This window comes from Ottowia sp., from assembly GCF_035444425.1.
Classification (GTDB): Bacteria; Pseudomonadota; Gammaproteobacteria; order Burkholderiales; family Burkholderiaceae_C; genus Ottowia.
Genome location: NZ_DAOMOQ010000028.1, coordinates 26,331 through 46,550 on the forward strand (window position 1 = coordinate 26,331; position 20,220 = coordinate 46,550).

Consider the following 20,220-nt stretch of genomic DNA (forward strand, 5'->3'; position numbering starts at 1 on the left):
GGGCGCCCGCCTGCCGCATGACCCACGCCTCGCTGTCGCGCTCCCAATTGATCGGCTTGATCGTGCTCACGCTGATGTGGGGCATCAACTGGCCGGTCATGAAGCTGTCGCTGCGCGAGCTCGGGCCGCTGCACTTCCGCGCCCTGACCATGGCGCTGGGCGCGCTGGGCCTGCTGCTGTTCTTCCGCCTGCAAGGCATCCGCATGCTGCCGCGCGGCGCTGCCGAGTGGCGCCAGGTGGTCTGGCTCGGCCTGCCCAACATGCTGGGCTGGCACGCGCTGTCGATCTACGGGCTGGCCCAGCTGCCGGCCGGGCGTGCGGCGGTGCTGGGCTTCACCATGCCGGTGTGGACGGTGGCGCTGGGCGTGCTGTTCTATGGCGAGCGGCTGACCGCGCGCCTGCTGCTGGCCGCGGCGGCGGTGCTGGCCGGCATCACCCTGCTGCTGTGGAACGAGCTGGCTCAACTGGCCGGCCAGCCGGCCGGCATCGCCTGGATGCAGGGGGCGGCGCTGTGCTGGGCGCTGGGCACGGTGTGGATGCGCCGCACCGCCATCACGCTGCCGAGCGAAACCCTGGTGGTGTGGATGATGGCGCTGGCGGCGCTGGCCATCGCGCCGCTGGCGCTGGCGCTGGAGCCGACCCTGAGTTGGCGCTTCAGCCCCGCGGTCTGGGCCAGTCTGGTGTGGGCAGTGCTGGTCAACTACGGCGCCTCGCAGGTGATCTGGTTCCGGCTGGCGCGCGTGCTGCCGCCCAGCACCAGCGCCATGAGCATCATGGCGGTGCCGTTGATCGGCGTGCTGAGCGCGCCGCTGATCGTCGGCGAGTGGCCGCAGTGGCAGGACCTGGCGGCCATGACCTGCGTGGTGGTGGCGATCGGCGCCGTGCTGCTGCCCGCGCGCGGCGGCCGCGAGACGGCTTGAGCCGGCTGGCCTTGCACGACGCATTGGGGATGCCCCGGGGTCGATCGGCGCCAGAATGCGCCGGACGAGCGTGCTTTTTCTGCCAAACTACGGGTTTTCGCGTCGTGCCAGCGAAGCCTGCTGTCAGAGGCTTCTCATCTCAGGAAACCTTGCCGGAGCTGCCAAACCATGTACACCCGAATTCTCGTGCCCGTTGATGGATCGCCGTTTTCGCACCAGATCCTGCCTTTGGTGAAGGCGATCACCAGCGCCACCGGTGCGCAGCTGGCGCTGTACCAGGCGGTCGAGAAGAGCGACAAGCAGTCCGAGGTCGAGCACGCGCTGCAGACGCTGGCCAACGCGCATGGCGCGCAGGCGGTGTGCACGGTGGCCAGTGGCGACGTGCCGGGCGCCATCCTCGCCGAGGCGGCGCGCGTGCCGGGCACGCTGGTGGCGATCACCTCGCACGGCCGCTCGGGCGTGATGCGCGCGGTGCTGGGCAGCACGGCGCTGAACGTGCTGCGCCAGGGCGGCAACCCGATCCTGGTCTATCGGCCGCAGGAGGAAGACGCGGATGCTGGCACGGCAATGACGGCCGTCGAGCGCATTGCAGTGCCGCTGGACGGCAGCGAGCTGTCGGAGTCGATCATCCCTCAGGCGGTCGAATTGGCGCAGTGGCTGAAGGCGCGCCTGGTGGTGGTGTCGGTCATTTCGCCGGAGGCCACGCGCGCCGCCGGCATCGCCCCGGGCGACGTGATGGAATCCAGCTATGTGCATTCGCATGCGGCGCGCCTGTCGCGCCAGCATGGGCTGGATGTCGGCTGGGAGGTGCTGCACGGCGAGCCGGACGAAGCCATCCCGACCTTCGTGCGCGGCTGGCCGAACACCATGCTGGCCATGACCACGCGCGGCCGCAGCGCGCTGAAGTCGGCCCTGGCCGGCAGCGTTACCGCCGCCGCGCTGCGTGTCGGCGGGGTGGCGATCTATACGCGGATGCCCTGAAGCCCGGGGTGGTATCGACAACGACGCCGCGACCCGCGGCGTGCGTTGTTGCGTTCTAGGGAGTGTCAGCGCGGCGCCCGCAAGGCCAGTGCCTGGCCGCGCCACAGCGTGGCCAGGCCTAGCACGCTGAGCGCCAGCAGCAGCACCAGGCCCAGGGCGTAACCGTGCCTAGGTGTCCACAGCAGCCCGACCGCCAGCGGCGCCGCAGCGCGGGCCAGCGCCAGCGGCAGGCCGAGTGCGCCGTTGAGTGCCCCGACGTGCGCGGCGCTGACGTACTGGGCCATGACGGTGCCCTTGACGATGGTCAGCATGCCGTTGCCGATGCCGAACAAGGCCACGAACAGCAGCGTGCCGCTGGGGTGTCCGTAGCCGAGCAGCAGCGTCAGCAGGCCCAGCGGCACCAGCAGCGGCGCCCAGCGGTTGGTGGCGTGCACGTCGAGCTGTCGCTCGCCGACGTAGAGCACCAGCCGTCCGAGCACCTGCAGTGCGCCGATGCTGGCCGGCACCGCGATGGCCCAGGCCGGTGGCAGACCGCTTTCGCGCAGCAGGCTGACCAGGTGCGGCGGCAGCGCGGCGGTGGCTGCGAGCAGCAGCACGATGAACACGCCGAGGTACCAGAACGGCGGGCTGCGCAGATGCGCCGTGAGCGCCTCGCCGCCGGCAGCGCGGGCCGAGCCATCGTGCGGGCAGGCGCGTGCTGACGGCGCGCCGCGCAGCAGCCAGGCGTGCAGCGGTGCGCACAGCAGCAGATGTAGCGCCGCCAGCGACCAGGAGGCGCCGCGCCAGCCGATCGCGCGCACCAGCAGGTCGGTGAGCGGGATGAACACCGTGCTGGCCAGCCCGCCGAGGAAGGTGATGGTGATGATGGCGCGCCGGAAGTTGGACGGATAGCGCCGCGTGACCACCGCGAACACCGGTGTGTAGAGCGTTGCCGCCAGGCCCAGGCCGAGCGTGATCCAGGCCGCGTAGAAGCCGACCAGCGAACTGGCCAGGCCCTGTGCCAGTAGTCCGGCGGCCAGCACCAGCGAGCCGCCGGTCATCACCGCGCGCTCACGGCCGCGGTCGATCCAGCGGCCGATCGCGAATGCCGCCAGGCCTTCGGCCAGCAGCGCCAGGCTGAAGGCGAGCGAGGACTGCGCGCGGCTCAAGGCCAGGCTTTGCTCGACCGGCTCCATGAACAGCGCGAAGCCGTAGAACACGCTGCCCCAGCTGACGAGCTGCAGCGCCGACAGGCCGAGCACCACGCTGCGCGGCGAGAGGGCGGGTGCGGCGGCCGGCTCGGGCGGCATGGGTGGATCGGTCGGTCGCGGCGATTGGTGCTGGATGGCCTGCGCATTGTAGCGTCATGCCGGCTGCGGCCGGGATGGTGGCAGATGCCCGTGGCCTCCGGCGGCCCGTGCCGCCAGGTGGCATGACTGCTTCACGAGTAGGGAATCGGGTCTGATTCAGGGCAGTGATCGGCCATGCAGGGGATGATCCCCGGCAGTCTGAACATCCCTGGGCATCGCCGCGATGCCCGCACTGATTGGAGTTGACCATGACGCCGCAGCAAGACATGGCCCCCGCCGCCGGTACGCCCACACCACCCGCCACTGGTCGCAACCCAACGGCGCAGCGGCGCAACGGCATGCCGGCCTTCTTCGACGACGCGCCGACGCTGACGATGCGTGATCCGTTGGCGGCCTTTCTCGGCGCCGCCGAGGATGGGGTGATCGAATACACCTACGCCGACGCCGTGCGCCTGGCCGGCCATTCGTGCCCCACGGTGGCCGGCGCCTACCTGATGACGCTGCGCGGCCTGCGCGCGCTGTATGGCGACGCGTTGCCGGAGCGCGGCAACGTCGAGGTGTCGATGCGCGACCAGGCCGACAGCGGTACCACCGGCGTGATCGCCGCCGTGGTGCAGTTGCTGACCGGTGCGGCCCGGGAGACCGGCTTTCACGGCATCGGGCCGGGCGGCCGTTTCTCGCGCCAGGATCTGCTCAGCTTCGACCAGCCGGTGAGCGGCACCTTCGCGCTGCGCCGCCGCGACACCGGCCAGGCGGTGCAGGTGGAACTGGACGCCAGCGTCGTGCCCTGGCCCGACGAGATGCGCTCGCTGCTGCCGCGCGTCGTGGTCGGCAGCCCGACGCCCGAGGAGGAGCGGCGCTTCGGCGAGCTGTGGCAGCAGCGCGTGCAGCGCATGCTGCTCGAGCACGCCGACGATCCGGAGATGGTTGCGGTCAGCGAGTGGACGGAGGCGGGCTGACGCCCGCCGCGCCGCGTTCAGCCGACCTCGAGCGTGAGCAGCGGGTCGAACTGCGCGTTCTCGTTCACTCCCGTCTTGGCGTAGCCGCGCGCGTTGCAGATGACGCGCGTGCCGTCGACCTGGTAGTCGAAGCTGTCGTGCGTGTGGCCGTGGATCCAGAGCGCGGCGCGCTGGCCGCGCAGCAGGTAGTCGGCGTCGGAGACGAAGCAGGCGTTCAGCGGCGAACCGGCAAAGCGCGGGTGGATGCTCTGCGTCGATGGTGCGTGGTGCGTGATGACCACGGTCGGCCCGGCGTGCGGCACATCGAGCGCCTGATCGAGCCAGGCGGCATGGCGGGCGAAGCGCGCCGCCGCCGCCGCCGGTGAGAACAACTCGTCGCTGCCATCGTGCAACCGGATGCGCAGGAAGTCGTGCACCAGCTCCTGCGCCTGTGCCATGGCCTGCTGGCGCTGCTGCTCGTCGTCGAACAGGCGGAAGTCGGTCCACAGCGTGCTGCCGAGAAAGCGCACGCCGTCGATCACCAGGGCCTCGTCGTCCAGCAGGTGCACCGAGGTGCCGGCGCACAGGCGCCTGAATTCCGCCACCGTGCCGTCTAGGCTGCCGCCGTAGAACTCGTGGTTGCCGAGCACGTAGATGACCGGCTGCGTAAACTGCTGCGCCCACGCCACGGCCTGCGCCGGCCGCATGATGTCGCCCGCCAGCACCACCACGTCGGCGTCGGCGCGTGGCGGCTCGAGCGCGCCCACGCTCAGGTGCAGGTCGGACAGGATGTGCAGCTTCATGGCCGTGTGCTCACGCGGCGCCGGGGCTGGCGCGGTCGCGCTGCGCCTTCTCGGCCAGGTAGCGCTGCGTCACGTCGCGCGCCATGGCGACCGAGCCCAGCACCTCGTCTGCGTCGTCCTTGACCACCCCGAAGCTCATGTCGACGTACAGCTTGCGGCCGTCCTTGTGCACGCCGCGCGTGGTGCGCACTTCGGCGCCGTGGCTGGTGGTGCCGCGCGCGATGGCGCGATTGAAGCCGCGCCAGTGGGCGGCGCGCAGCCGCTCGGGGATGATCAGGTCCAGGCTCTGGCCCAGCGCCTCGGCGGCGCTGAAGCCGAACACGCTTTCGGCGCCGGCGTTCCAGGCGCGGATGATGCCCTCGGTGTCGGCGTAGATGATGGCGTCGGGCGTGTCGGCCAGGATGTGACGCCAGGGCGCATCGGCTGCGGGATCGGCTGCGCTGCTCATGATCGGATCTCCTTGGTGGGTGGTGTGGCGGGACGGGTCGCAGGCGTGATGCCGGGCACGGCGAAGCCGCTGCGAATCGACCGCAATTCCTCGTGGTGCAGCGCTGCCAGCTTGTCGATCAGCGCCCGGCCCTTGCGTGTCAGGTGCACCTCGACCACGCGCTGGTCTTCCTGGCTGGCGCGGCGTTCGACCCAGCCGGCCAGCTCGCAGCGTGTCACCAGCGCCCCGACACCGTGGTGGCGTGCCTGCAGGCGCTGGGCCAGCTCGCCGACGCTGGCCCAGCGGCGGCCGGGATAGCCGCGCAACTGCAGCAGCAACTGGTACTGCGCCGGCGTGCAGCCGTGCGCCTGCGTGAGTTCCTCGCTGGCGTGCAGGAAGCGGCGCAACTGGTGGCGGAAATGCGCCAGCGTCTCGAAGTCGGGTTCGGTCAGGGGACGGGTGGGCATGGTGGTTTTCAGTCGGCCTATTTATATCATGACGTGATATATCGGAGCCGGTGTCGAGCGCGCCCGATCACCACCGCAGCGACCCGAAGGCTTGGTGCTGTGTGCCGCGCGAGGGGTGCCTGGAAGCAGGGGACCATTCAATTGATTTGAATGCCGTCGTGAAATCGGGCGGCTTGCATCGCGGCGGTGGCGGTGCAAACTGGAACCCATGAACACAGCCACCGATTCCACCAAGCCCGCGCGTCAGCCGACGCTGTTCATCCCGCACGGCGCCGGCCCCTGCTTCTTCATGGGCTGGAACCCCGCCGATGCCTGGGACCGGACCGCGGCCTTCCTGCGTGGCATCCCGGCCAGCCTGCCGGCGATGCCGAAGGCCATCCTGCTGGTTTCCGGCCACTGGCTGGCGCCGCAGGCCACCGTGGGCGCCACGGATCGGCCGGAGTTGATTTTCGACTACCACGGCTTTCCGCCCCACACCTACGAGCTGAGCTACCCCGCGCCGGGCGCGCCCGAACTGAGCCAGCGCGTGCAGCAGGCGCTGGCGCAGGCCGGCCTGCCGGTTGCGCAGGACGCCGCGCGCGGCTGGGACCACGGCGTCTTCATTCCGCTGAAAGTCGCCTTCCCCGATGCCGAGCTGCCGGTGCTGCAGTTGTCGCTGCTGCAAAGCCTGGATGCCGCCGAACACCTGCGGCTCGGCCAGGCGCTGGCGCCGCTGCGCGATGAAGGGGTGCTGATCGTCGGCAGCGGCATGAGCTACCACAACATGCGCGGCTACGGCGATGCGCGCTCGACACCGGTGGCGGCCGAGTTCGACCGCTGGCTGGGCGAAACCGTGGCATTGCCGCAGCACGAGCGCAACGCGCGCCTGGCGGCGTGGGACACGGCCAGCGGTCCGGCCGGCCGCCTGTCGCATCCGCTGCGTGCCGAGGAGCACCTGCTGCCGCTGCACGTGGTGGCCGGCGCCGCCGGTGACGACCGCGGTGCCAAGGTGTTCACCGATGCGGTGATGGCGGTCGATATCTCGGCGTTCCGCTTCGGTTGAAACCCCGATGGCTGTGTCCATCGCCACCATCACCACGGTCGAGCCGGCGCGCATCATCCTGCGCCTGTGCAAGCACTGGGGCCACAAGTTCCCGGTCAGCCAGGATGACACCCAGGGCCGCATCGACCTGCCGTTTGGCCGCTGCCTGCTGACGGTCGGAGACGGGTGCCTGAGCGTGCGTCTGGAAGGGCTGCCCGACGCCGACATGGACCGCTTCGAACAGGTGGTGGTCGATCATGCGCAGCGCGTGGCGCGCGGCGAAAGCTACGTCTGGCACTGGCAACGGCAGGTAGGCTGAGCAGTTCATGGTTACCGCCCTTGTCGCGCTCCTGATATCCGAGCGCACCGTGCTGCTCGAGCAGGGCTTGGCTGCCGGCGGCGTCCGGCAGCTGAGCCTGCCGGTCGGCACCCGACTGGTTGCCGATCGGCATTTTCTGCATGCACCACCGACGCCGCAGGAACTCGAACTGGCCATCGAGATGGTCGAGGACGCCGTGATGCCGGCGCGCGCGCAACTGCCGGCCGGCATGCGACTGGCCAGCACCGATCCCGCGCTGCGCGTGCTGGCGCGTCATGCCGGACTGGCTGCGGACGCGCGCTGGCTGGAACTCGACGCGGTGGAACAACTGTTCAACCGCCTGGTCGCCCGCGCCGCCGGCCGGCCAGCTTCCCAGGACGCGCTGCCGGTGGATGGTGAATCGGCTGCGCGCCTGCTGATCCTGCGCGAGGCGCTGCATCACTGGGGGCTGGACGGCATCAGCCTGACGGACTGAGGGCGGCCCAGCGTGCGGTGCGGGTCAGCCGACTGGTCGCGCCAGCACGCCGATCGAACGCTGGATCCCTTGATCGATGACTTCCTGCAAGGCTGGATCCTTGACGCCGAGGCTGGCTGCCGCCAGGCCCAGGGCCACGCCCAGGTGCAGATCGCGCATGTCGGCTTCTTCGGGTCGCGGCGGGTCATCACCCAGGATGTCGTCGATCGGGAACCGAATCGGGAACGGGATGGGCTTGCCCACCGGACACCAGTCATCGAGGTAATCCATCGCCACCCCGGCCTTGCCGCCACCGCGCTGCGCCGCGTGCGCCGACTGCAGCGCGAGGCGGCCCATCGCCATGCCGGCCACGAGCCACGGAATGGGATGGGGCTCTCCCATCCTGTCCCGGATCCGATGGCGAGGAATCAGGTCGTAGATCGCCGGGATGCGGCGACCAATCAATGCCAGCAATGCTTTGTTGCTGAGAATCCTTGACTCTGCGTTCATGACAAACCTCCCTGGGGCACGGAAAATAATTGAGGCCGTGCGGGTTCATCGTAGGTGGATCGCGGCTTGAACGGCTACACCATGGAGGTGACGGGATGGCTCCCGCCGCGCCGGGCAGCCACCGGGCATATGGCTACATTTCCGTGATCGGGAAGTCTGGAGCACTCATGAGCAAGGCCCTGCGGCGGTCGGAAAAATGGTTTCAGCGCGGCCTCTGGCTGGTGGCGCTGGTGTTTGCCGGCTTTCTGATCGGATTGGGCGGCACCGTCGTCGGCGACCTGCCGAAGGTGGAGTCGGTGCGCTCGATCGACGACTTCATGGATTCCGATGCGGCCCGCGCGGCGCGCGCCACCATCGCCGAGTCCGAGCGCCGCATTCCGGCTGCCAGCGACGCGCTGGAGCAGGCGCGGCTCAAGCTGCAGGTGGTGCAGTCCGACGTCGGCAACGCGCGCCAGGGTTTTGCCAACTGGATCGCCACGCGGCGTGCCACCGCGCGCGCCGAGCAGGATCCGTAGGTGATCACACGCACCCGGGCGCTGGACGAGTTGCAGGCGCGCGAGCGCGCGGCGCGTGCCGAGGTCGAGCGCCAGCAGCAGGCGCTGCTCGACGCCACTCAGGCCGGGGACGCGGCGCGGCGCCGGCTGAACGAGATGCAGGAGGCGGCGCGCGGCGACTTCGAGCGGGCGCTGCGGGCGCAGGAGCTGCGCGTGTTCGGCTACCGGCTGGCGCTCACGCTGCCCTTGCTGCTGCTGGCTGGCTGGCTGTTCCGGCGCAAGCGCCAGAGCCGCTGGTGGCCGTTCGTCTGGGGCTTCATCCTGTTCGCGCTGTTCAGTTTCTTCGTCGAGTTGGTGCCCTACCTGCCCAGCTATGGCGGCTACGTGCGCTATGCCGTCGGCATCGTCCTCACCGTGCTGATCGGGCGCTGGGCCATTGTCGGCCTGCAGCGCTACCTGGAGCGCCAGCGCGCGGCCGAAGCGCAGCCCGAGCGCCGGCGGCGCGAGGAACTGGGCTACGACACCGCGCAGGCGCGCATGGCCAAGGGCGTGTGCCCGGGCTGCGAGCGCGCGGTGGACCTGAAGAACCCCGAGATCGATTTTTGCCCGCACTGCGGCATCGGCCTGTTCGACCGCTGCGCGCACTGCGGGCAGCGCAAGAGCACGTTCGCCCGCTTCTGCCACGCGTGCGGTACGCCGGTGGTGGACGATGAACATCCGGACCAGCCGGCCGCCTCCGTGCCGACATCGCCGTAGCGCGGCAACCGTTCGACGAAGCGGCCCCCTGGCCGGCGCCGCTCTGCCCTGGCCTACAGGCCGCGGGCGCGATCGCTGCGGAATTGCTGCGCGAACGTGCTCAGCCGCCCGCCGTCGAGCGCCGCGCGCAACTCGCTCATCAGCCGCAGGTAGTAGTGCAGGTTGTGCACCGTGGCCAGCATCGGGCCCAGCATCTCGCCGCAGCGGTCCAGGTGGTGCAGGTAGGCGCGCGAGAAGCCGTCGCGCCCGCCTTCGATCCACGGCACGCCCGAGCTGCCCGCGCAGGCGTAGCAGCTGCAGGTCTCGTCGATCGGATGTGGGTCGTTCCTGTAGCGCGCGTTGCGGATCTTCAGGTCACCGAAGCGCGTGAAGCAGTGGCCGTTGCGCGCATTGCGCGTCGGCATGACGCAGTCGAACATGTCGACGCCCTGCTGCACGCCGTAGACCAGGTCTTCCGGCGTGCCGACGCCCATTAGGTAGCGCGGCTTGTGCGCGGGCAGGCGGTGCGGCGTGTGCGCGGTGATGCGCAGCATGTCCTCTTTCGGCTCGCCGACGCTGACGCCGCCGATGGCGTAGCCGGGGAAGTCCATCTCAACCAGCTGCTCCAGCGACTCCTGCCGCAGCGCCTCGAACATGCCGCCCTGCACGATGCCGAACAGCGCGTTGGGGTTCTCCAGCCGCGCGAACTCGGCCTGGCAGCGCCTGGCCCAGCGCAGCGACAACTCCATTGATGCGCGTGCCTCGCGTTCGGTGGTGACGTGGCCCTTGGTCTCGTACGGCGTGCATTCGTCGAACTGCATCACGATGTCGCTGTTCAGCACGGTCTGGATCTGCATCGAGATCTCGGGCGTCAGGAACAGCCGATCGCCATTGACGGGCGATGCGAACTTCACGCCTTCCTCGCTGATCTTGCGCATCTCGCCCAGCGACCAGACCTGGAAGCCGCCCGAATCGGTGAGGATCGGCCGCACCCAGTTCTCGAACTGGTGCAGGCCGCCAAATTGCTGCAGGACCTCCAGCCCGGGGCGCATCCACAGATGGAAGGTGTTGCCCAGGATGATCTGCGCGCCCATCTCGTGCAGGCTGCGCGGCGTCACGCCCTTGACGGTGCCGTAGGTGCCCACCGGCATGAAGATCGGCGTCTCGACCACGCCGTGGTTGAGCGTCAGGCGCCCGCGGCGCGCGTGGCTGGCCGGGTCGGTGGCGAGCAGTTCGAAGCGAAGCACGGCCGGCGGTTCAGTGCGTCGCTACCGGTTTGCGAGCGACGACGATGTAGCCGGGCAGCGGCACCTTGGCTTCCGTCCGCAGCGCCGGCAGGTGCTCGATGCGCACCTCGTCGAAACCGGCTTCGCGGCACAGGCGTTCGACGTAGGACGCCTTGTGCGCGTAGCGCTGGCTCTTGCCGCGCAGCACCATGTCGGCCTCGTCTTCCTCGGCCGTCTCGCAGGAGAACACGAAGTGGCCGCCCGGCTTGAGGATGCGCAGCGCGTTGGGGATCACCGGCGCCAGCTCGCCGACGTAGATCAGTGCATCGAGGCAGGCGATGACCTCGTAATGGTCGGCCGGCGTGTCGCGCAGCGCGTCGAGCAGGTTGACCTGGTGAAAGCGTGAATACAGGCCGTGCCGTGCAGCCTGCTCGATCATCTTCCCGGACAGATCGACGCCGATCAGGTGGCCGTCGATGCGGCCCAGGTACACGCCCAGCAGCCCGGTGCCGCAGCCCAGGTCGAGCAGGTTGAAGCGGCGATCGGGATGCAGCTCGGTGATGATCTGCGCGGCCCGTTCGGGCACCTTGTATTCCAGGCCGCGCACCAGGTGCAGGTCGAACCGGGGTGCGTAGCTGTCGAACAGCGAAGTCACCACCGAGCGCGGCTGCGTGGCGGGCATCTGGCGGTGCGCCAGCGCATGGAAGTAGCGCACGTCCTCGTCGTCGGGCTGCAGTGCGACCAGGCGATCCGCCAGGGCGATGGCCTCGGCCTCGCTCTTGGTTTCCAGCGCGCAGCTCAGCGCGCCGCGCAAGGCCAGCACGTTCTGCGGATCGACGTCCAGCACACGGTCGAAGTGCGTGCGCGCCTGTACGTAGTCCTGGTCATGCATCAGGTACTGGCCGAGAAAGATTGGGAACACCAGGTTGCCGGGCTGCAGCTGCTGCGCCGCTTGCGCCCACGCAATGGCTTCCTTGGACGCCTTGGCCTGCGCCGCCACCGCCACCGCGCGCGGCAGCACCTGCAGATCCTGCGGCGCCAGGCGGACCGCCTTGCGCGCATGCGGCATCGCCTGCTCGGCTTGGCCCTGGCGTGTCAGCGCCAGCGCCAGTTCCATCAGCGCCACCGGCCAGTCGGGCGCGAGTTCGAGCGCGCGCTGCGCGGCCTGCGTCGCGCCCCCCAGGTTGCCGGCGGCGTTGGCGAGGCGCACGCCGAGCAAGGGCACGCGCGCATCGAGCGGGGCCTGCCGCTGGATCTTGTTCAGCGCCTGCGCGGCCTGCTGCAGCCGGCCGTTGCCGATATCAGTGCCGATGGTCTGCAGTTCGCGCGTGAAGGCGTCGTCGGGGATGGTGTGGTCTGGCATGGGCTGCTGCGGCGACGAAAAGTAGATGGCGCCGCGCGGGCGCGGCGCCATGAAGCTGAAATTATCGGATATGCGTCGTCCAGCCGTGATCCTGGCGCGGCAAGCTGAAAAAAATCAGTGCGCAGCGGCATGAAATGGTATGCTCACATATCAATTCTAGGCAGTGAATTCTTGACTGGGGCAAGCGCCATGACTTCCGCCGTTCCAACCGTGCAGTGGCCCGGGCCCGACACCAGTCGCATCCCGTTCGCCGTCTACACCGACGCCGCGCTCCACCAGGAGGAACTGCGGCGCTTCTTCTACCAGGGCCACTGGTGCTACGTCGGCCTGGAGGCCGAGGTGCCCAAACCCGGCGACTTCAAGCGCACGGTGGTGGGTGAGCGCTCGGTCATCCTCAGTCGCGCCGCCGACGGCCAGCTGCACTGCTTTGAGAACGTGTGCGCGCACCGCGGCATGCAGTTCTGCCGCAAACGCCACGGCAGCGGGGTGAAGGAATTCGTCTGCCCTTACCACCAGTGGAGCTACACGCTCTCGGGTGACCTGCAGGGCGTGCCGCTGCGCCGCGGCGTGCGGCAGGATGGTCAGGTGAAGGGCGGCATGCCGGCCGACTTCAACCCGAAGGAGCACGGCCTGACCAAGCTGAAGGTCGCCACGCGCGGCGGCGTGGTGTTCGCCAGCTTCGACCATGAGGTTGAGCCGCTGGAGGACTACCTCGGGCCCACCATCCTGACGTACTTCGACCGCCTGTTCAACGGCCGCGAGCTGAGCATCCTCGGCTACAACCGCCAGCGCATTCCCGGCAACTGGAAGCTGATGCAGGAGAACATCAAGGACCCCTACCACCCGGGCCTGCTGCACACCTGGTTCGTCACCTTCGGGCTCTGGCGCGCCGACAACAAGGCGGCGCTGAAGATGGATGCGCAGCATCGCCACGCCGCCATGATCTCGACGCGCGGCAACGCCGGCAAGCAGTCCGACGTCTCGCAGGTGTCAAGCTTCAAGTCCAGCATGGAGCTGGAGGACAAGCGCTTCCTCGACATCGTGCACGAGGACTGGTGGGGCGAGCCGACGGCGGTGATGACCACCATCTTCCCCAGCGTGATCTTCCAGCAGCAGGTCAACAGCGTGTCGACGCGCCACATCCAGCCCGATGGGCATGGCAACTTCGACTTCGTCTGGACGCACTTCGGCTTCGCCGACGACACGCCCGAGATGACCGCGCGTCGCCTGCGCCAGGCCAACCTGTTCGGTCCGGCCGGTTTTGTGTCGGCCGATGACGGCGAGGCGATCGAGCTGTCGCAATGCGGCTTCACGCAGAAGACCGATCACCGCGCGCTGGCGCTGCTGGGCGGGCGCGGTGTCGAGGAGACCGATCACATGGTGACGGAAACCCTCATTCGTGGCATGTACGAGTACTGGCGCAAGGTCATGGAAACCAAGACATGAAACTCGACTTCGACACCTGGCAGGCGCTGCTGCAACTGCAGGCCGACTATGCCGCCGCCGTCGACTCGGGCGACTGGGATCTGTGGCCTGGATTCTTCACCGACGACTGCCTCTACAAGCTGCAGCCGCGCGAGAACCACGAGCGCGGCTTTCCGCTGGCGACGCTGTCGTTCGACAGTCAGGCCAGCCTGCGCGACCGTGTCTACGGCATCAAGGAAACGCTGTTCCACGACCCCTACTACCAGCGCCACGTGGTCGGTGCGCCGGTGCTGCGCAGCGTGGGCGAAGACGGCATCCGCTGTGAAAGCAACTATGCGGTGTTCCGCACCAAGCTCGATGGGCTGTCCAGCGTGTTCAACGTCGGCCGCTACATCGACCGCGTGGTGGCGACACCCGATGGCCTGAAGTTCGCCGAGCGGCTGGTCATCTACGACAGCGAGATGATCCCCAATTCCATCATCTACCCGATATAGAACTCCTCCGGCGGCGCTGCGCGCCTTCCCCAAGGGCGGCGTCGCCGGTGGCCGTGCCAGGCCCGCTCCATGGCGACTGCTGGCATGGCCTGCTCCGTGGTCACTTGAATCAATCGAAAGGAATTCACATGAGCAACTGGATCGACGTGGCCGACGAGGGCGACCTGTTCGAGGGCGCGGGCATCGGCGTGGCCGCGCAGGGCCACGACGTCGCCATCTACAAGACCGAGGCCGGCGAGGTCTACGCCACCGACAACATTTGCTCGCATGTCGGCCATGGCCGGCTCTGCGACGGCTTCCTGGAAGGCCACGAGATCGAGTGCCCCTTGCACCAGGGGCGCTTCGACATCCGCAGTGGCGCCGCCACGCTGGAGCCGTGCGAGGAGGCGATCCGGAGCTACCCCGTCAAGATCGAGGGTGGGCGCGTGTGGCTGGATCTGGCGTAGGCCGTCTGCCGCGCAACGTCACGCCCTGGTCAGCCACATCGCGTCGCCGTAGCTGAAGAAGCGGTAGCGCCGCGCGACGGCATGCCGGTACAGCGCCATCACGCGCCCGTGGCCGGCGAAGGCGCTGACCAGCATCATCAGCGTGCTGCGCGGCAGGTGGAAGTTGGTGACCAGCGCATCGACCACCTGGAAGCGGAATCCCGGCGTGATGAAGATGCCGGTGTCGCCGCTGGCCGCGCCGGTTTGTGCCCAGCTTTCCAGCGTGCGCACGCTGGTGGTACCGACGGCCACCACGCGGCCGCCGCGCGCGCGGCAAGCCTCGATCGCTGCCAGGGTTTCAGGTGGCAGGTGGTAGCGCTCGTGGTGCATCACGTGCTCGGCGATCGATTCGCTCTTGACCGGCTGGAAGGTGCCGGCGCCCACGTGCAGGGTGACGAAGGCGCGCTGCACACCATGCGCGTCGAGGGCGGCCAGCAAGGCCTCGTCGAAGTGCAGCGCTGCGGTCGGCGCGGCGACGGCGCCCGGGTGCCGGGCGAACACGGTCTGGTAGCGCGATTCGTCCTCCGGCGTGCCGGCGTGCGCGATGTCGCCACTGCGAGGGCGCTCGATGTACGGCGGCAGCGGCACGTGGCCGTGGGCTGCCATCAGTTCGTAGGGGTCGCCCGACAGTCGCAGCTGGAACAGCGCGCCGTCGGCATCGGGCCAGCGCCCCAGCAGTTCCGCTTCGAAACCACCGGCCATGCGCAGCCGCGCGTCCACGGCCGGCTTCTTGCTCACCTTCATGTGCGCCGCCACGCTGCCGTCGGCGAGCACGCGCTCGATCAGCAGTTCCAGCTTGCCGCCGCTCGGCTTGGCGCCGAACAGGCGCGCCTTGACCACCTGCGTGTCGTTGAAGACCAGCAGGTCGCCTTTGCGCAGCAGCGCCGGCAGGTCGCGGAAAGCGCGGTCGACCGGCATGCTGCCGCTGCCGTCCAGCAACCGCGAGCCGCTGCGCTCGGGCGCGGGGTGCTGGGCGATGAGTTCGGGCGGCAGAGCGAAATCGAAGTCGCTCGTGGTGAAGATGCGGTCGGACATGGCCCAAGGGCCGGACGGACCCGTTCCAGGAGATGGGAGACGGCGACAATTGTCCCATGCCCGACCCGGCTGCTGCCCCCGACCGAGCCAAGCTGAGCCCGCCGCAGAAGGCGCTGCGCAGGCTCGGCCTGGTGCGCGACATCGACCTGGCGCTGCACCTGCCGCTGCGCTACGAGGACGAGACGCGCATCGTCGCCCTGAGCGATGCGCGCGACGGCGACACGGTGCAGATCGAGGGCGAGGTGATGCAGCAGGAGATCGTCTACCGCCCGCGCCGGCAGCTGCTGGTGCGCGTGGATGACGGCAGCGACACGGTGCTGCTGCGCTTCTTCAACTTCTATCCGTCGCAGCTCAAGCAGATGGCGGCGGGCAGCCGGATCCGCGCGCGCGGCGAGCTGCGCGGCGGCTTCGCCGGCCTGAGCATGATGCACCCCACGGTGCGTGCCGCCGGCGGCGCCCTGCCCGAAGCGCTGACGCCGATCTATCCGACCGTGGCGCAGTTGCCGCAGCCCTATTTGCGCAAGGCGGTGCTGGCCGGGCTGGCGCGCGCCGAGTTGTCGGAAACGCTGCCAGCGGAGATCCTGGGCGAACTCGAGCACCTGCGCCTGTGGAGCCTGCGCGAGTCGCTGTCGTTCCTGCATCATCCGACGCCCGGTGTGGCGCTGGCGCAGCTGGAGGACCACAGCCATCCCGCGTGGCAACGCCTGAAGGCCGAGGAGCTGCTGGCGCAGCAGCTGTCGCAACTGCAGGCGCGCCGCGCGCGCGAGCAACTGCGCGCACCGGTGTTGCGCCTAGCGCGCGGCGGCGTGCACGAGCAGCTGCTGGCGGCGCTGCCGTTCCAGCTCACCAGGGCGCAGCGCCGCGTGGGCGAGGAAATCGCGCGCGACCTGGGCGCCGTGCAGCCGATGCACCGCCTGCTGCAGGGCGACGTCGGCAGCGGCAAGACGGTGGTGGCGGCGCTGGCCGCCTGCATCGCCATCGACGCCGGCTGGCAGTGCGCGCTGATGGCGCCGACCGAGATCCTGGCCGAGCAGCACTTCGCCAAGCTGGTCGAATGGCTGGCACCCTTGCTGGCGGCGCGTGGCCAGCGCGTGGCCTGGCTTACCGGCAGCCAGAAAAAGAAGGCGCGCGGCGAGATGCTGGCCGCGATCGAGGACGGCTCGGCGGCGCTGGTCGTCGGCACGCACGCGGTGATCCAGGACCAGGTGAAGTTCCGCCGGCTCGGCCTGGCGATCATCGACGAGCAGCACCGCTTCGGTGTGCAGCAGCGGCTGGATCTGCGACGCAAGCTGGCGGGCTCGCCCCCTGCCCCGCCGGGGGAAGGCGTCAGCCAAGAGCCCCACCTGCTGATGATGAGTGCCACACCCATTCCGCGCACGCTGGCGATGAGCTACTACGCCGACCTGGACGTGTCCACGCTGGACGAACTGCCGCCCGGGCGCACGCCGGTGGTGACCAAGCTGGTGGCCGAGCACCGCCGCGCCGAGGTGATCGAGCGCATCCGCGCGCAGATCGACGCCGGGCGACAGGTCTACTGGGTCTGTCCGCTGATCGAGGAGAGCGAGGCGCTCGACCTGCGCAACGCCACCGAAACCCATGCCGAGCTGTCGGCGGCACTGGCTGGCGCCGTGGTCGGCCTGCTGCATTCGCGCATGCCGCCGGCCGAGAAGAAAGCGGTGATGAGCCTGTTCACCGGCGGCCAGATGGCGGTGCTGGTCAGCACCACGGTGATCGAGGTCGGTGTCGACGTGCCGAACGCCAGCCTGATGGTGATCGAGCACGCCGAGCGCTTCGGCCTGTCGCAGCTGCACCAGCTGCGCGGCCGCGTCGGACGCGGCGCGGCGGCGTCGGCCTGCGTGCTGTTGTACGCCACGCCCGATGGTGGCCGCCTGGGCGAAACCGCGCGCCAACGGCTGAAGGCCATGGCCGAGACGCACGACGGTTTCGAGATCGCGCGACGCGACCTGGAGATCCGCGGGCCGGGTGAGTTCCTCGGTGCCCGCCAGTCCGGCGCGGCGCTGCTGCGCTTTGCCGATCTGGCCGAGGACAGCGAGCTGCTGCAATGGGCGCGGCGGGCGGCGCCCGTGATGCTGGCGCGCCATCCCGACCTGGCCGCACGGCACGTGGCGCGCTGGCTCGGCGCGCGGACCGATTACCTGAAAGCCTAGTACTTCACCGTCGGCGTGCTATACGTGTGCCAGTCACATGGACATGTCGCGGAGCGCAGAATGAATTCATCCATGAACTAGACATGGCTGAAAGGAATCGATCATGAAACGGCGTTCCATACTCAGCGTGATGGTGCTTGGCGGGCTCGCCGCAGGCTGCTCGTCGATCAAATCGGGAGTCGATCGCGTCACCAAGGCTGTCACCCCATCAACGGCGCCCAAGCTGCATGCGGCGATGCGTTCGCTGTGGCGGGGGCATATCGACACCACGCGTGACTATGCGCGTGCCGTGCACGCCGGTGACAGCGGTGCGGCGCAACGGGCGGAGACGGCGGTGGTCGACAACGCCAAGCAGATTGCCAGCGCGGTCGGCGGCTATTACGGCCAGGGCGCTGCCGACGGCACGCTGAAGCTGCTGGCCGGCCACTGGCAGGGCGTCAAGGCGCTCACTGACACCGCCAGGGCGAAAAACGCAGCCGGCGAACAGAAGGCCATGGATGCGCTGGCGGCCAACGCGTCCGAGATCGCCAAGTTCTTTGCCGGCGCCAATCCGAAGAACTGGACCGTAAGCGGCTTGCAGAGCGCGTTGCTGGCGCACGCCGGCCACCACAAGCTGCAGGTGGACGCCATGATGGCCAACGCACCTGCTGCCGAGCAGGCCAGGCTGTGGACCGAGATGCAGAAGCACATGGACATGATTGCCGACGTGCTCGCCGACGGCATCGCCAAGCAGTTCCCGGACAAGGTCAGCTGATTCGGCACCCGCCAGATCGCGCGGTTGCGGGGCCGCGCAAGAAAACGGCCACGGCTTGTCCGTGGCCGTTTCATGTTTGTGCTCAGGCTGGGCTGAGCTCGCGTATCCTGTGCTTTCCTTGTACGAAGCTCGTCCCATCTGCATGATGCGTTTGCACGGTGCCGCCGCATGACCCTGACCGAACTGAAATACATCGTCGCCGTGATCGTGCGGAGGACCGGGCGAGGGGTCCCGCGCAGCGGGGATCGACCCCGTAGCGCGATGGTTGCGACGGCGCTGTCCGGCCACGAGGGCGAGGTGCGTGCATGACCCTGACCGAGCTGAAATACATCGTGGCCGTCGCCCGCGAAAAACACTTCGGCAAGGCCGCCGAAGCCTGCTTCGTGTCGCAGCCGACGCTGTCGGTGGCGGTGAAGAAGCTGGAGGACGAGCTGGAGCTGAAGCTGTTCGAGCGCAGCAGCGGCGAGGTCACGGTGACTCCCCTGGGCGAGGAGATCGTGCGGCAGGCGCAGAGCGTGCTGGAGCAGGCGGCCGAGATCAAGGAGATCGCCAAGCGCGGCAAGGATCCGCTCGGCGGACCGCTCAAGCTGGGCGTGATCTACACCATCGGCCCCTATCTGCTGCCCGATCTGGTGCGCCAGAACATCGAGCAAAACCCGCAGATGCCGCTGATGCTGCAGGAGAACTTCACCGTGCGCCTGCTGGAGATGCTGCGCACCGGCGAGATCGATTGCGCCATCCTGGCCGAGCCGTTTCCCGACACCGGACTGGCGATCGCTCCGCTGTACGACGAACCCTTCGTAGCCGCGGTGCCGGTCGATCATCCGTTGGCCGATCTGGCGCACGTGACGACCGAGCAACTCAAGGCCGAGCACATGCTGCTGCTGGGCACCGGCCACTGCTTCCGCGACCATGTGCTGCAGGTGTGCCCCGAGTTCGCGCGCTTCGCCAGCACCACCGAGGGCATCCGCAAGAGCTTCGAGGGTTCCTCGCTTGAGACCATCCAGCACATGGTGGCCGCCGGCATGGGAGTCACCCTGGTGCCGCGCCTGGCGGTGTCGGCGGCAGGGCTGGCGGCACCGGCGCCACAGGTTGACGCCGCCCAGCCCTTGATCCGCTACCTGCCGATCCACGACGATGTCAGCGGCGCGCCGCCGACGCGCCGCGTGGTGCTGGCCTGGCGGCGCAGCTTCACGCGCTACGAGGCCATCGCGGCGCTGCGCAATGCGATCTATGCTTGCGACTTGCCGGGCGTGACGCGCCTGTCCTGAAGTGACGCGCCGCCCCTGATCCATCGACTGGCATGAACATCCCGATCTCTTCCCATTCCCGCCCGCCCGCCGGCCGCAGCAAGCTGTCGCTGTACCTGGACCTGATCCGCTGGGACCGTCCGGCCGGATGGCTGCTGCTGCTGTGGCCGTCGCTGACCGCGCTGTGGCTGGCGGCCGGCGGTTTCCCCGGCTGGCACCTGGTGGCGGTGTTCGTGCTCGGCACCATCCTGATGCGCTCGGCCGGCTGCTGCATCAACGACGTGGCCGACCGCGAGTTCGACCGCCACGTCAAGCGCACCGCGCAGCGCCCGGTGACCAGCGGGCTCATCAGCGTGAAGGAAGCGCTGGCCGTGGGCGCCGTGCTGGCGCTCGTCGCCTTTGGCCTGGTGCTGACCACCAACGCCGCCACCATTGCCTGGTCGTTTCCTGCGCTGGCCGTCACGCTGATCTATCCCTACGCCAAGCGCGTGGTCTCGATGCCGCAGGCGGTGCTGGGCGTGGCCTTCAGCTTCGGCATTCCGATGGCCTACGCGGCGGTGCAGGGCCGCGTGCCGCTGGAGGCGTGGGGGCTGATGCTCGGCAACCTGTTCTGGGTGCTGGCCTACGACACCGAATACGCCATGGTCGACCGCGACGACGAC

At 69.1% G+C, this 20,220-nt stretch carries 22 protein-coding genes and 1 pseudogene; 15 read left to right on the forward strand and 8 right to left on the reverse strand.

What is annotated here, in order from left to right; genetic code table 11:
• Positions 1–17: 17 nt before the first annotated feature.
• A complete protein-coding gene (locus PK606_RS11460; RefSeq protein ID WP_324564021.1) occupies positions 18–920 on the forward strand; it encodes a DMT family transporter in 903 nt (300 codons plus the stop codon).
• Between the two features lie 168 nt (positions 921–1,088).
• Positions 1,089–1,901, forward strand: coding sequence for a universal stress protein (locus PK606_RS11465; RefSeq protein WP_324564023.1), 813 nt, complete (start codon positions 1,089–1,091; stop codon positions 1,899–1,901).
• A 65-nt stretch (positions 1,902–1,966) separates the two neighbouring features.
• Here the strand turns inward: PK606_RS11465 and PK606_RS11470 are convergent, their stop codons facing one another.
• Positions 1,967–3,190 carry an MFS transporter gene (locus PK606_RS11470; protein WP_324564025.1) on the reverse strand — a complete coding sequence of 408 codons (1,224 nt, stop codon included), beginning with the start codon at positions 3,188–3,190 and terminating at the stop codon, positions 1,967–1,969.
• A gap of 338 nt (positions 3,191–3,528) precedes the next feature.
• Between PK606_RS11470 and PK606_RS11475 the strand changes: the two genes are divergently transcribed.
• Complete coding sequence (locus PK606_RS11475; RefSeq protein WP_502920834.1) at positions 3,529–4,149, forward strand: hypothetical protein; 621 nt, start codon at positions 3,529–3,531, stop codon at positions 4,147–4,149.
• A 17-nt stretch (positions 4,150–4,166) separates the two neighbouring features.
• Here the strand turns inward: PK606_RS11475 and PK606_RS11480 are convergent, their stop codons facing one another.
• Genes PK606_RS11480 through PK606_RS11490 form a run of 3 tightly spaced genes read right to left on the reverse strand, consistent with a single transcriptional unit; the run spans position 4,167 to position 5,825 of the window.
• Complete coding sequence (locus PK606_RS11480; RefSeq protein ID WP_324564028.1) at positions 4,167–4,931, reverse strand: metallophosphoesterase family protein; 765 nt, start codon at positions 4,929–4,931, stop codon at positions 4,167–4,169.
• 10 nt (positions 4,932–4,941) lie between these two features.
• Positions 4,942–5,379: a PAS domain-containing protein gene (locus PK606_RS11485; protein ID WP_324564030.1), complete on the reverse strand. Its 438-nt coding sequence runs from the start codon at positions 5,377–5,379 to the stop codon at positions 4,942–4,944.
• Positions 5,376–5,825: a MarR family winged helix-turn-helix transcriptional regulator gene (locus tag PK606_RS11490; protein ID WP_324564032.1), complete on the reverse strand. Its 450-nt coding sequence runs from the start codon at positions 5,823–5,825 to the stop codon at positions 5,376–5,378. The genes PK606_RS11485 and PK606_RS11490 overlap by 4 nt, the downstream gene beginning before the upstream one ends.
• A gap of 208 nt (positions 5,826–6,033) precedes the next feature.
• Between PK606_RS11490 and PK606_RS11495 the strand changes: the two genes are divergently transcribed.
• From PK606_RS11495 to PK606_RS11505, 3 genes are read left to right on the forward strand one after another with little or no spacing between them, the layout of a single operon-like run.
• Complete coding sequence (locus tag PK606_RS11495; RefSeq protein WP_324564034.1) at positions 6,034–6,867, forward strand: DODA-type extradiol aromatic ring-opening family dioxygenase; 834 nt, start codon at positions 6,034–6,036, stop codon at positions 6,865–6,867.
• Positions 6,868–6,874: 7 nt separating this feature from the next.
• Complete coding sequence (locus PK606_RS11500) at positions 6,875–7,165, forward strand: DUF2218 domain-containing protein (RefSeq protein ID WP_324564036.1); 291 nt, start codon at positions 6,875–6,877, stop codon at positions 7,163–7,165.
• Positions 7,166–7,172: 7 nt separating this feature from the next.
• On the forward strand, positions 7,173–7,640 hold the full coding sequence (locus PK606_RS11505) for a hypothetical protein (RefSeq protein ID WP_324564039.1): 468 nt from the start codon (positions 7,173–7,175) through the stop codon (positions 7,638–7,640).
• Positions 7,641–7,664: 24 nt separating this feature from the next.
• Here PK606_RS11505 and PK606_RS11510 read toward each other — a convergent pair whose 3' ends face one another.
• Positions 7,665–8,129, reverse strand: coding sequence for a hypothetical protein (locus PK606_RS11510; RefSeq protein WP_324564041.1), 465 nt, complete (start codon positions 8,127–8,129; stop codon positions 7,665–7,667).
• Positions 8,130–8,296: 167 nt separating this feature from the next.
• Here PK606_RS11510 and PK606_RS11515 point away from each other — a divergent pair.
• A pseudogene (locus PK606_RS11515) lies at positions 8,297–9,379 on the forward strand (double zinc ribbon domain-containing protein).
• 53 nt (positions 9,380–9,432) lie between these two features.
• Here the strand turns inward: PK606_RS11515 and tgt are convergent.
• Both tgt and PK606_RS11525 read right to left on the reverse strand, forming a co-directional pair.
• A complete protein-coding gene (gene tgt, locus PK606_RS11520; RefSeq protein ID WP_324564043.1) occupies positions 9,433–10,605 on the reverse strand; it encodes a tRNA guanosine(34) transglycosylase Tgt in 1,173 nt (390 codons plus the stop codon).
• Positions 10,606–10,615: 10 nt separating this feature from the next.
• The gene (locus PK606_RS11525; RefSeq protein ID WP_324564045.1) at positions 10,616–11,998 is read right to left on the reverse strand and encodes a methyltransferase domain-containing protein; all 1,383 of its coding nucleotides are present in this window, start codon (positions 11,996–11,998) and stop codon (positions 10,616–10,618) included.
• A 138-nt stretch (positions 11,999–12,136) separates the two neighbouring features.
• Here PK606_RS11525 and PK606_RS11530 point away from each other — a divergent pair, with 138 nt between their 5' ends.
• The 3 genes from PK606_RS11530 to PK606_RS11540 all read left to right on the forward strand — a co-directional run bounded on the left by PK606_RS11530 (position 12,137) and on the right by PK606_RS11540 (position 14,312).
• Positions 12,137–13,393 (forward strand): aromatic ring-hydroxylating dioxygenase subunit alpha, encoded by a 1,257-nt coding sequence (locus PK606_RS11530; protein ID WP_324564047.1) that lies wholly within the window; start codon positions 12,137–12,139, stop codon positions 13,391–13,393.
• Entirely contained in the window at positions 13,390–13,866 is a 477-nt protein-coding gene (locus tag PK606_RS11535; RefSeq protein WP_324564049.1) for an aromatic-ring-hydroxylating dioxygenase subunit beta, read from the forward strand. The genes PK606_RS11530 and PK606_RS11535 overlap by 4 nt, the downstream gene beginning before the upstream one ends.
• A 128-nt stretch (positions 13,867–13,994) precedes the next feature.
• On the forward strand, positions 13,995–14,312 hold the full coding sequence (locus PK606_RS11540) for a non-heme iron oxygenase ferredoxin subunit (RefSeq protein WP_324564051.1): 318 nt from the start codon (positions 13,995–13,997) through the stop codon (positions 14,310–14,312).
• Positions 14,313–14,330: 18 nt separating this feature from the next.
• Here PK606_RS11540 and queA read toward each other — a convergent pair whose 3' ends face one another.
• Complete coding sequence (gene queA, locus PK606_RS11545; RefSeq protein WP_324564053.1) at positions 14,331–15,386, reverse strand: tRNA preQ1(34) S-adenosylmethionine ribosyltransferase-isomerase QueA; 1,056 nt, start codon at positions 15,384–15,386, stop codon at positions 14,331–14,333.
• A 56-nt stretch (positions 15,387–15,442) separates the two neighbouring features.
• Here queA and recG point away from each other — a divergent pair, with 56 nt between their 5' ends.
• The 5 genes from recG to PK606_RS11570 form a co-directional block, all read left to right on the forward strand.
• Complete coding sequence (gene recG / locus PK606_RS11550) at positions 15,443–17,554, forward strand: ATP-dependent DNA helicase RecG (RefSeq protein WP_324564054.1); 2,112 nt, start codon at positions 15,443–15,445, stop codon at positions 17,552–17,554.
• A 103-nt stretch (positions 17,555–17,657) separates the two neighbouring features.
• A complete protein-coding gene (locus PK606_RS11555) occupies positions 17,658–18,308 on the forward strand; it encodes a hypothetical protein (protein ID WP_324564056.1) in 651 nt (216 codons plus the stop codon).
• A 168-nt stretch (positions 18,309–18,476) separates the two neighbouring features.
• Positions 18,477–18,617, forward strand: a complete 141-nt coding sequence (locus PK606_RS11560) for a hypothetical protein (RefSeq protein WP_324564058.1) — start codon at positions 18,477–18,479, stop codon at positions 18,615–18,617.
• Positions 18,614–19,579 (forward strand): LysR substrate-binding domain-containing protein, encoded by a 966-nt coding sequence (locus PK606_RS11565; RefSeq protein ID WP_324564060.1) that lies wholly within the window; start codon positions 18,614–18,616, stop codon positions 19,577–19,579. Before PK606_RS11560 ends, PK606_RS11565 begins: the two co-directional genes overlap by 4 nt.
• A 32-nt stretch (positions 19,580–19,611) precedes the next feature.
• A partial coding sequence (locus tag PK606_RS11570) for a UbiA family prenyltransferase (RefSeq protein ID WP_324564062.1) occupies positions 19,612–20,220 on the forward strand: 609 nt, incomplete at its 3' end.

Bases quoted from the DNA above. Each gene is read 5' to 3' on its own strand.
- PK606_RS11460 (WP_324564021.1), top strand. From the start codon at position 18: ATGACCCACGCCTCGCTGTCGCGCTCCCAATTGATCGGCTTGATCGTG.
- PK606_RS11465 (WP_324564023.1), top strand. From the start codon at position 1,089: ATGTACACCCGAATTCTCGTGCCCGTTGATGGATCGCCGTTTTCGCAC.
- PK606_RS11470 (WP_324564025.1), bottom strand. From the start codon at position 3,190: ATGCCGCCCGAGCCGGCCGCCGCACCCGCCCTCTCGCCGCGCAGCGTG.
- PK606_RS11475 (WP_502920834.1), top strand. From the start codon at position 3,529: ATGCCGGCCTTCTTCGACGACGCGCCGACGCTGACGATGCGTGATCCG.
- PK606_RS11480 (WP_324564028.1), bottom strand. From the start codon at position 4,931: ATGAAGCTGCACATCCTGTCCGACCTGCACCTGAGCGTGGGCGCGCTC.
- PK606_RS11485 (WP_324564030.1), bottom strand. From the start codon at position 5,379: ATGAGCAGCGCAGCCGATCCCGCAGCCGATGCGCCCTGGCGTCACATC.
- PK606_RS11490 (WP_324564032.1), bottom strand. From the start codon at position 5,825: ATGCCCACCCGTCCCCTGACCGAACCCGACTTCGAGACGCTGGCGCAT.
- PK606_RS11495 (WP_324564034.1), top strand. From the start codon at position 6,034: ATGAACACAGCCACCGATTCCACCAAGCCCGCGCGTCAGCCGACGCTG.
- PK606_RS11500 (WP_324564036.1), top strand. From the start codon at position 6,875: ATGGCTGTGTCCATCGCCACCATCACCACGGTCGAGCCGGCGCGCATC.
- PK606_RS11505 (WP_324564039.1), top strand. From the start codon at position 7,173: ATGGTTACCGCCCTTGTCGCGCTCCTGATATCCGAGCGCACCGTGCTG.
- PK606_RS11510 (WP_324564041.1), bottom strand. From the start codon at position 8,129: ATGAACGCAGAGTCAAGGATTCTCAGCAACAAAGCATTGCTGGCATTG.
- PK606_RS11525 (WP_324564045.1), bottom strand. From the start codon at position 11,998: ATGGCGCCGCGCCCGCGCGGCGCCATCTACTTTTCGTCGCCGCAGCAG.
- PK606_RS11530 (WP_324564047.1), top strand. From the start codon at position 12,137: ATGACTTCCGCCGTTCCAACCGTGCAGTGGCCCGGGCCCGACACCAGT.
- PK606_RS11535 (WP_324564049.1), top strand. From the start codon at position 13,390: ATGAAACTCGACTTCGACACCTGGCAGGCGCTGCTGCAACTGCAGGCC.
- PK606_RS11540 (WP_324564051.1), top strand. From the start codon at position 13,995: ATGAGCAACTGGATCGACGTGGCCGACGAGGGCGACCTGTTCGAGGGC.
- queA (WP_324564053.1), bottom strand. From the start codon at position 15,386: ATGTCCGACCGCATCTTCACCACGAGCGACTTCGATTTCGCTCTGCCG.
- recG (WP_324564054.1), top strand. From the start codon at position 15,443: ATGCCCGACCCGGCTGCTGCCCCCGACCGAGCCAAGCTGAGCCCGCCG.
- PK606_RS11555 (WP_324564056.1), top strand. From the start codon at position 17,658: ATGAAACGGCGTTCCATACTCAGCGTGATGGTGCTTGGCGGGCTCGCC.
- PK606_RS11560 (WP_324564058.1), top strand. From the start codon at position 18,477: ATGACCCTGACCGAACTGAAATACATCGTCGCCGTGATCGTGCGGAGG.
- PK606_RS11565 (WP_324564060.1), top strand. From the start codon at position 18,614: ATGACCCTGACCGAGCTGAAATACATCGTGGCCGTCGCCCGCGAAAAA.